We start from the raw sequence: 9,830 nt of genomic DNA on the forward strand, positions 1-9,830 counted from the left end.
CGGATCTTATGTGGGGCTCGACATCTTCGTTGCGTCACGCGATCGACCAACTCGAATTTCTGACACTGCTGGGCGAGGGCACGCTGCCGCTCGACGCGTTCCGCAGATATCTCGAGCAGGATCGGCTGTACCTGGCGGGATACGCGAAAGCGCTGGCTATTCTCGCATCGAAAGCTCCGGACACCGCGACTGCCGCGTTCTGGGCCACCTCCGCGGCGAGCGCAGTCGAGGAGGCGACACTTCACGAGTCAATTCTCGTCGGTGATGCGCTCCCCCCGACGGATGCGCAGGCCATGCATTCACCAACCTGCCTCGGGTACGTCTCGTACTTGGTAGCAACCGCCGCCACCGAGCCCTATCCCGTTGCGGCGGCGGCGATCCTGCCATGCTTCTGGATCTACGCCGACGTGGCCGTCCGCCTGTCGGTATCGGCCGCACAGGTTCTCCACCATGATCCGGATCACCCCTACGCACAATGGGTTTCGACGTACGACTCGGAAGAATTCCGTGATGTCGTCGACTGCGCGCGCCTGCTGGTAGACGACGCCGCTCGGCTCGCTACCGATGCTCAACGAAGCGCCATGATCGACGCATTCGTCATCGCGACACGGTACGAATCGATGTTCTGGGACAGCGCACTTCACCCCGCACCGTGGCCAACTTCCTCTTCCGAGATTGCCGCTTCGGAGGTAACACCGTGACACTTTCCCGAAAAATCGGCGCCCTCGCGGTAGCCGTCGTCACCGTCACATCGCTGACTTCGTGTGCACAATCCACCGACTCCGATACCATCCGCTTCGCACTCGATTGGACACCGAACACCAACCACACCGGGCTGTACGTCGCTTTACAGGAGGGATACTTCGCCGACGCCGGACTCGACGTCGAAATCCTGCCGTACAACAGCACCTCCCCGGACACTCTGGTCGACGCGGGCAACGCCGAGTTCGGCATCAGTACGCAGAGTTCAACTACATTCGCGAAAACCGCTGGAGCTCAAATCATTTCGGTACTGGCCCCGCTGCAACACTGGGCCACCGGAATCGGGGTGAAAGCCGACCGCGAAGACATACCGAGCCCGAAAGCCTTGGACGGCAAAGTCTACGCAGGCTTCGGTGATACCGGCGAGAAGGCCGGACTACGCCAAGTCATCCAGAACGACGGCGGCAAAGGTGAGTACGACACCGTCGTACTCGGAACCTCGGCCTACGAGGCCGTGTATTCGGGCACAGCGGACTTCACCGTGTCCTACCTGGCGTGGGAGGGTATCGAGGCCGAGCACAGCGGTACTCCGATGAAGTACTTCGACTACACCGACTACGGCTTCCCCGACGCCTATGCACTCACGGTCAACGGTAACGAGAACTGGCTGGCAAGCCATCCCGACGAGGCCGAGAAATTCGTCCAGGCGCTGCAACGCGGCTACCAACTCGCGGCAGACGATCCGGTCCGCGCCGCGCAGGACATCATCGATGCGAATCCGGGAGTCTTCACGGACGAGCAATTGGTCTTCGAAAGCCAGCAGATGCTCGCCGACCGCTACATGCTGGACGAGTCGGGCGCGGTCGGGCGACAGAACCTCGACAAATGGACCGAATATTCGAAATTCCTGTACGAAAACGGTGTCCTGGTCGATCAAGGCGGCAACGCCGTCGACGCCGAGCCCGACTGGTCCACCTACTTCACCGATGACTACCTCGGCGCTCAGTAGCGCGGCGTTCGGCGCAGTCGAACGGCCGGCGAAGCGTAGACCGCGAATCGGGGCTGCGGTCAGGTGGGCCTTGCCGTCGGTCACCATCGTCGTGGTGCTCGTCATCGGATGGCAGGTCTATGTCCAGCTCAGCGGGATCCGACCACAGGTACTGCCCTCGCCGTCGAGAATCGTGGCTCAGGGTTGGGCGCAGCGCGACGCCATCGCCGAGAATGCAGCAGCAACTCTCCAAGTCACCGTTCTCGGATTTGCAGTATCCCTGGTAGTTGCCTGGATACTTGCCGTCGCCGTCGACTTCTCACCATGGCTCCGACGAGCAGTGGTGCCGCTGTTCGTGATCTCGCAGACGCTTCCGATCATCGCTATTGCCCCACTGCTGATCATCTGGTTCGGGTTCGGACTACTTCCCAAGATTCTCGTGATCGCGCTCGCTACGTTCTTCCCCATGGCCATCGGCCTCATCGAAGGATTCGCGGCAGCCGATCGAGATGCGCGCGCACTCCTGGCGAGCATGGGCGCAACCCGCTGGCAGCAGTTTCGATATATTCGTCTGCCCTCTGCGATGCCCCGCTTCTTCACCTCGCTTCGTATCGGAATCACGTACGCCGTCGTGGGTGCCATCTTCGCCGAATACGCAGGAGCCAGCGCCGGACTCGGGATATACATGAGCCAGCAGAAGAACTCGTTCCGCACCGATCTCGTCCTGGCTGCGGTGCTCGTCACGGCCGTTATCAGCGTGACGCTCTTCCTGCTGACCTACGCCGTTGAACGCGTCGTCGCCCCCTGGGCGCAGGACAGTCGGCCGCGATGACGGCCGTGCATCTGTCCGGACTCACGAAGTCCTACGGCGACCGGCCAATCCTCGACGGGGTCAGCTTCGACGTCGAGCCTGGAGAGTTCGTTTCCGTCATCGGTCCGAGCGGCTCGGGCAAGAGCACAGTATTCAATATGATTGCCGGTCTCGATACCCCGGACAGCGGAGTCGTCGAGGCACCCCCGTGCGCTTATATGCCACAGAAGGACCTGCTGTTTCCGTGGCGCACTGTGCTCGACAACACGACACTCGGCCTCGAGGTTCGCGGGATGAGCAAGAAGCAAGCGCGGATCCAGGCGCAGAAACTCTTTCCCGCCTTCGGGCTCGAGGGATACCAGAAGGCGAGGCCCTCCGAATTGTCCGGCGGGATGCGGCAGCGAGCAGCGATGCTGCGCACGGTGATTCAAGAACGCGAGGTACTACTGCTCGACGAGCCGTTCGGAGCCCTCGACTCGCTGACCCGCACCAGCATGCAAGCGTGGCTGCAGGACGTCTGGCTCGACTACCGATGGACCGTCCTGATGATCACCCACGACATCCGGGAAGCTGTCTATCTCTCGGATCGGGTGATCGTACTATCGGACAAGCCGGCACATGTACGACGGCAAGTGACGGTATCGCTGCCGAGGCCACGAAAGCTCGACGTCGTCACGACACCGCACTTCGCTGCGCTGGAAGCCGAACTGATGGAGGTGTTGATCGGCAACCCCGGCCGCTGATCTCAGCCCAGCCGTGCCGCAAGATCCGCGACCGCAACCCACGCGGTGTCCAGGCTGTCTCTGGACCGAGGAACCAGGGTCGCCATCGCGGGTACACGGGTCGCCAACGTCAGATCGACCACGACAACGAACAGATCCATTCCGAGCGCGGCACCGAGAACCTGTTGTAACAGCGGAACGGCGTGATCGGTACCGAAGTCAGGTGTCCCCGCCCCGTACTCGTTGCCACGACTCGACACCACTACCACCGGCTTGCCTTGGAGTGGACGAGTCGGGCCGTCGAACGGAACCGTGACACCGGGAACATGGACATAGTCGATCCATGCTTTCAGTGTCGACGGAACCGACCAGTTGTACATCGGAGCACCGATCACCACGACGTCAGCCGAGATCACCTCGTCGATCAACGTTTTTTGCAACGCCTCTGCCTCGGGAGGCACAGCCTCGTCCGGCGTCCGCAAATGTGGGGCCCAATGCATCGCCGACGTCGGAAGATGCGGCAGCGGATCTCGGTGCAAATCGCGATGGATCACCGAGTGGTCCGGGCTCTGCTCATGCCACACATCCGAAAAATGTGCCGTGACCGCGCGTGAGACGGAATTACTCAGGTCGGCGGACGAATCGAGATGCAGCAACTGCGGCATGAAGCACTCCTGGGATCGAGGGGGTACCGAACAGGATATGCCGCAGTAGGGTTCAGACATGGACCACCGGTACATCGCAGCGGCGCTCTCACCTCAGGACGCGCGTCGAGTCACTTCGTCGATTTCCGATGCGGACGGACGAACTCCGCACCTGGCATTGGACGGAGCCGATCTCGATATCGACGAGTCCGGTCGGCGCGCAGTGATGGAACTACTCCGTCAACTCGCGTCAGGGACCGCTGTGACGATCGGACCGGTCAACGAGTTGCTCACCACTTCACAGGCGGCAGACCTTCTCGGAGTATCCGACACATATGTTCGCAAACTCGCAGACGCAGGGTCACTGGCCATCGAAATGCGTGGAACCCACCGACGCTTTCGCCTGGAAGACCTCATCCGGCATCGGGAGAAGTTCACACCCTAGCGTCGCGTCAGCCGGCTTGGCGTCCGAGCAGCTCCGACTGCAATGTCAAGAGATCACGAAACGCTTCCCCTGATGCTCGCCACAGTTGATGTGCATCGATGTAGTCGACACCGAGAAGATTGACGTCTCCGCGATATGCGCCCACGTCCACCGACAGCTTGCCCACAATGATCGCTATATCGCGATCGAGGTGTTCGCCATCCGATCGCTCCAGGTTCCGGAATTGCGAAGAGAAGTAGTCGGCCGTGATCCGATGGTCGACGAACTGCGCTACCAGAATCACGAAACGTGATGCGTGAAGGGACGACTGCTCCACTGGGCTGACCTCTCCTACAGGTCGACAACCCGCCAAGGTCGCCACAAATTATTGCCGGCTCGGACCGGCGACAGTGCTGACGAAACTCCGCCATCAGAAAGATCGCATGAGTGGGGGTGTCGAGATTCGAATGCTAAAACCTGACCTGCGCCCAACGATAGCGACCTAAACACGACCCGATGCCGGTTATTGAGATCGTTGTGAGCGATCACAACAACCAGATCAGCGGATTCGCGGACGTTACTGCAGAGTTCCTAGAGGAAGTCGCTCTGGAGTATCCAATTCCCAGAATTTCCAGCCATCCCTGACCTCGATATCGCCGCTGATATGCGTGGCTACAGCGCTGGCAGCTTGCGTAGGATCGTCGAACCGTCGCCCCTCCATCGGCCCCTGCATGATCTCGAGGCGCTTGTTGGACGGGTCGAATCGGGCACTCAGACGGTAGCCGTCGAAATCGGCGACGACCCGGACCCGCAGATCTGGGATCTCTTCCTCAGCCGCAACAGCTTTCTTCGACGGGCCGCGACGCACGGCCGGCTTGGCCCGGTGAACAGCGGCAGCGCGAGCTTCCTCTTCCAGCTTTGGATCGGCAGCCGCATGCAGACCCAACAGCGACCACTTGTTGCGTCCGTGTTGGACTCGCCCGACCGCGATAGCGTGGTGACCAGTTCGAGTGCGAAGCGGCGAATCCTGTACCCACAAATCGACTTCGCCGCGAATATCAGCCGCCATCTCTTCGGAAGACACCATGAAGAACGACGGCTCGGAAGCACCCAGATCCACGAACACCCAGTAAGACGACCCGGTGTCGTCACTTGCCAACGACTCGTCCTGACGACGAGCCTTCCAATCGCCTACGGCCTTGGACCGCACCCGAACCACGCAGCTCGAACCGTCTACACCCCAAACCTGAACTGGATTACGCCGCGACGTCGTCAGCCGTTCGGCCCGACCGCCGCGCAATACAACAGCGCCGATGAAGGCCCTGATTCCCTGCTCCGATACATCTTCCACCTATGCCACCTCTGGTCTGCTTACCCGTGCAGATGATGAGAAGTGCCTACGACGGGTGGCGCGCACGACTCGTATATCCACCTCAGCCTAGTCGCCCAACCACCCCGACAGGAACCCGTGCACAATCGATCACTATGGAACACCGCATCGAACACCTACCAGAGCAGCATCGATTCGAGATATATCTCGACAAATCCCTCGCCGGATTCTCCGACTACCTGGAGTCGGACGGCATACGAACGTTCAACCACACCGTGACACTCCCCGAACATCGCGGCCACGGGCTCGCGGCGATATTGACAGAACACGTCCTCGAAGACAGCCGCGCAGGAGGGTTCTCCGTAATCCCGGCATGCTGGTTCGTACGGGAGTTCATCGAGTCGAGCGCAGGTCGCTACGACGATCTACTCCAGTCGTCCGAATCTCCCGGCCAGATATAGCCCCGCTTATTGCTTCAATGGTCCATTCATACGATCAGATAGCGTCGGTGCGCCATCGAAGCAGTGCCGTCGACGGTGTCGATGACGACAGGAATGCCGATGATGCGCCCCCTGACCGCGTCGATGGACCATTCATACGATCAGATAACGTCGGTGCGCCACCGAAGCGACCGTCGAACACGAATGTGGGATGTGGGCCCGCCGACGCTATCGACACAGCAGCCACCAGCACACCAAGAGCAATAAACGCAGTAAAGCCCCCAACCATACGGTTGGGGGCTTCACTACACAATGTGTTCGGCGGTGTCCTACTCTCCCACACCCTGTCGAGTGCAGTACCATCGGCGCTGGAGGGCTTAGCTTCCGGGTTCGGAATGGGACCGGGCGTTTCCCCTCCGCTATGGCCGCCGTAACTCTATGAAACAGTTACACACGGAACACAACGAACCATTCACACATAACGGTGAATGAAGTTGGCTCATTCAATTTTGTAATACTGAAACGTGTGCTGTTTCAGATATTGCACAGTGGACGCGTAGCTTCTTTGTGGTAAGTCCTCGGCCTATTAGTACCAGTCACCTACATCGGTTACCCGACTTCCAGTTCTGGCCTATCAACCCGGTGGTCTGCCGGGGGCCTTACCCCCTCGAGGGGGTGAGAAACCTCATCTTGGAACAGGCTTCCCGCTTAGATGCTTTCAGCGGTTATCCCTTCCGAACGTAGCTAACCAGCGGTGCTCCTGGTGGAACAACTGGCACACCAGAGGTTCGTCCGTCCCGGTCCTCTCGTACTAGGGACAGCCTTCCTCAAGTTTCTTACGCGCGCGGCGGATAGAGACCGAACTGTCTCACGACGTTCTAAACCCAGCTCGCGTGCCGCTTTAATGGGCGAACAGCCCAACCCTTGGGACCTACTCCAGCCCCAGGATGCGACGAGCCGACATCGAGGTGCCAAACCATCCCGTCGATATGGACTCTTGGGGAAGATCAGCCTGTTATCCCCGGGGTACCTTTTATCCGTTGAGCGACACCGCTTCCACATGCCGGTGCCGGATCACTAGTCCCGACTTTCGTCCCTGCTCGACGTGTCAGTCTCACAGTCAAGCTCCCTTGTGCACTTGCACTCGACACCTGATTGCCAACCAGGCTGAGGGAACCTTTGGGCGCCTCCGTTACATTTTAGGAGGCAACCGCCCCAGTTAAACTACCCACCAGGCACTGTCCCTGAACCAGATCATGGTCCGAGGTTAAGGTATCCAATACGATCAGAGTGGTATTTCAACAACGACTCCACAGTAACTGGCGTCACCGCTTCACAGTCTCCCACCTATCCTACACAAACCGAACCGAACACCAATACCAAGCTATAGTGAAGGTCCCGGGGTCTTTTCGTCCTGCCGCGCGTAACGAGCATCTTTACTCGTAATGCAATTTCGCCGAGTCTATGGTTGAGACAGCTGAGAAGTCGTTACGCCATTCGTGCAGGTCGGAACTTACCCGACAAGGAATTTCGCTACCTTAGGATGGTTATAGTTACCACCGCCGTTTACTGGGGCTTAAATTCTCAGCTTCGCCACCGAAGTGACTAACCGGTCCTCTTAACCTTCCAGCACCGGGCAGGCGTCAGTCCGTATACATCGTCTTACGACTTCGCACGGACCTGTGTTTTTAGTAAACAGTCGCTTCTCACTGGTCTCTGCGACCCCACCCAGCTCAGAACGAAAAGTTCATCACCAGACAGGGTCCCCCTTCTCCCGAAGTTACGGGGGCATTTTGCCGAGTTCCTTAACCATAGTTATCTCGATCGCCTTAGTATTCTCTACCTGACCACCTGTGTCGGTTTGGGGTACGGGCCGTGTGAAAGCTCGCTAGAGGCTTTTCTCGGCAGCATAGGATCACTGAATTCGCCTCAATCGGCTACGCATCACCTCTCAGGCATCATGAACGGCGGATTTGCCTACCGTTCGCCCTACAGGCTTACACCAGTATTACCACTGACTGGCCCAGCTACCTTCCTGCGTCACCCCATCGCTTGGCTACTACCAGATCAGGTCCTGCGCATCCACCACACCCCTCACTCTCGAAAGAGATCAGTAACGTGGATTCAGGGCAGTTAGTATCACTGATTCACCATGGGCGCGTTCACACGGGTACGGGAATATCAACCCGTTGTCCATCGGCTACGCCTGTCGGCCTCGTCTTAGGTCCCGACTCACCCTGGGCGGATTAACCTGGCCCAGGAACCCTTGGTCATTCGGCGGACGAGTTTCTCACTCGTCTTTCGCTACTCATGCCTGCATTCTCACTCGCACAGCCTCCACACCTGGATCACTCCGATGCTTCCATGGCTGCACGACGCTCCCCTACCCACCCACACACCTGGCACACTCCTCGTAAGGAACATGCGGGCTATTGTATGAGTGCCGCAGCTTCGGTGGTGTACTTGAGCCCCGCTACATTGTCGGCGCAGGATCACTTGACCAGTGAGCTATTACGCACTCTTTCAAGGGTGGCTGCTTCTAAGCCAACCTCCTGGTTGTCTTCGCGACCCCACATCCTTTTCCACTTAGTACACGCTTAGGGACCTTAGCTGGCGATCTGGGCTGTTTCCCTCTCGACTACGAACCTTATCGCCCGCAGTCTCACTGCCACGCTCTCACTCATCGGCATTCGGAGTTTGGCTGATTTCGGTAAGCCGGTAAGCCCCCTAGACCATCCAGTAGCTCTACCTCCGATGAGAAACACGTGACGCTGCACCTAAATGCATTTCGGGGAGAACCAGCTATCACGGAGTTTGATTGGCCTTTCACCCCTACCCACAACTCATCCCCTCAGTTTTCAACCTAAGTGGGTTCGGTCCTCCACGACGTCTTACCGTCGCTTCAACCTGGCCATGGGTAGATCACTCCGCTTCGGGTCTAGAGCACGCCACTACACACCTCACGGTGATACGCCCTATTCGGACTCGCTTTCGCTACGGCTACCCCACACGGGTTAACCTCGCGACATGCCACTAACTCGCAGGCTCATTCTTCAAAAGGCACGCCATCACCAGCAACAGAACAAACTGTTCACCAGCTCTGACGGATTGTAAGCGCACGGTTTCAGGTACTATTTCACTCCCCTCCCGGGGTACTTTTCACCTTTCCCTCACGGTACTAGTCCGCTATCGGTCACCAGGGAGTATTCAGGCTTATCGGGTGGTCCCGACAGATTCACAGCAGATTTCACGGGCCCGCTGCTACTTGGGTATTCACTACGACAGTCACAGTATTTTCGTCTACGGGATTCTCACCCTCTACGACAGGCCGTTCCAGACCACTTCGACTAACACCATGATTTCTTACTGTCGGCCGATCCGGCAGAATCGACAAAGTAAACCCCACAACCCTCCATACGCAACCCCTGCCGGGTATCACACGCACAAAGTTTGGCCTCATCCGCTTTCGCTCGCCACTACTCACGGAATCACAATTGTTTTCTCTTCCTGTGGGTACTGAGATGTTTCACTTCCCCACGTTCCCTCCACACACCCTATATATTCAGGTGCAGGTAACACGACATCACTCGTGCTGGGTTTCCCCATTCGGACACCCTCGGATCACAGCTCGGTTGACAGCTCCCCGAGGCTTATCGCAGCCTCCTACGTCCTTCATCGGCTCCTGGTGCCAAGGCATCCACCGTACGCTCTTCATTACTTACAACAAAGATGCTCGCGTCCACTGTGCAATTCTCAAACAACACACACA

Annotated in this window: 9 protein-coding genes and 2 rRNA genes; 6 read left to right on the plus strand and 5 right to left on the minus strand. The window is 58.5% G+C overall.

What is annotated here, in order from left to right; genetic code table 11:
• Positions 1-8: 8 nt before the first annotated feature.
• The 4 genes from BJD99_RS08885 to BJD99_RS08900 are packed head-to-tail and all read left to right on the plus strand — an operon-like array spanning position 9 to position 3,244.
• On the plus strand, positions 9-701 hold the full coding sequence (locus BJD99_RS08885) for a TenA family protein (protein ID WP_256895565.1): 693 nt from the start codon (positions 9-11) through the stop codon (positions 699-701).
• Positions 698-1,711, plus strand: a complete 1,014-nt coding sequence (locus BJD99_RS08890; protein WP_084346481.1) for an ABC transporter substrate-binding protein — start codon at positions 698-700, stop codon at positions 1,709-1,711. Before BJD99_RS08885 ends, BJD99_RS08890 begins: the two co-directional genes overlap by 4 nt.
• On the plus strand, positions 1,689-2,522 hold the full coding sequence (locus BJD99_RS08895) for an ABC transporter permease (RefSeq protein ID WP_084346482.1): 834 nt from the start codon (positions 1,689-1,691) through the stop codon (positions 2,520-2,522). The genes BJD99_RS08890 and BJD99_RS08895 overlap by 23 nt, the downstream gene beginning before the upstream one ends.
• Positions 2,519-3,244: an ABC transporter ATP-binding protein gene (locus BJD99_RS08900; protein WP_084346483.1), complete on the plus strand. Its 726-nt coding sequence runs from the start codon at positions 2,519-2,521 to the stop codon at positions 3,242-3,244. Before BJD99_RS08895 ends, BJD99_RS08900 begins: the two co-directional genes overlap by 4 nt.
• A 2-nt stretch (positions 3,245-3,246) precedes the next feature.
• On the opposite strand, the gene BJD99_RS08905 is transcribed toward BJD99_RS08900, so the two are convergent.
• On the minus strand, positions 3,247-3,888 hold the full coding sequence (locus BJD99_RS08905) for an FMN-dependent NADH-azoreductase (RefSeq protein WP_084346484.1): 642 nt from the start codon (positions 3,886-3,888) through the stop codon (positions 3,247-3,249).
• Between the two features lie 58 nt (positions 3,889-3,946).
• Here BJD99_RS08905 and BJD99_RS08910 point away from each other — a divergent pair, with 58 nt between their 5' ends.
• Positions 3,947-4,312 carry a helix-turn-helix domain-containing protein gene (locus BJD99_RS08910; RefSeq protein ID WP_179142260.1) on the plus strand — a complete coding sequence of 122 codons (366 nt, stop codon included), beginning with the start codon at positions 3,947-3,949 and terminating at the stop codon, positions 4,310-4,312.
• Between the two features lie 7 nt (positions 4,313-4,319).
• On the opposite strand, the gene BJD99_RS08915 is transcribed toward BJD99_RS08910, so the two are convergent.
• Entirely contained in the window at positions 4,320-4,628 is a 309-nt protein-coding gene (locus BJD99_RS08915) for a homoserine dehydrogenase (RefSeq protein WP_084346485.1), read from the minus strand.
• A gap of 240 nt (positions 4,629-4,868) precedes the next feature.
• A complete protein-coding gene (locus BJD99_RS08920) occupies positions 4,869-5,642 on the minus strand; it encodes a hypothetical protein (protein ID WP_084346486.1) in 774 nt (257 codons plus the stop codon).
• 134 nt (positions 5,643-5,776) lie between these two features.
• Here BJD99_RS08920 and BJD99_RS08925 point away from each other — a divergent pair, with 134 nt between their 5' ends.
• Positions 5,777-6,082: a GNAT family N-acetyltransferase gene (locus tag BJD99_RS08925; protein WP_084346487.1), complete on the plus strand. Its 306-nt coding sequence runs from the start codon at positions 5,777-5,779 to the stop codon at positions 6,080-6,082.
• Between the two features lie 295 nt (positions 6,083-6,377).
• On the opposite strand, the gene rrf is transcribed toward BJD99_RS08925, so the two are convergent.
• Positions 6,378-6,494: ribosomal RNA gene (rrf, locus tag BJD99_RS08930) — 5S ribosomal RNA — on the minus strand.
• Between the two features lie 133 nt (positions 6,495-6,627).
• Positions 6,628-9,785 (minus strand): 23S ribosomal RNA (locus BJD99_RS08935).
• Positions 9,786-9,830: the final 45 nt, after the last annotated feature.

It is taken from the genome of Rhodococcus sp. 1163 (assembly GCF_002091985.1).
Taxonomy (GTDB): domain Bacteria; phylum Actinomycetota; class Actinomycetes; order Mycobacteriales; family Mycobacteriaceae; genus Rhodococcoides.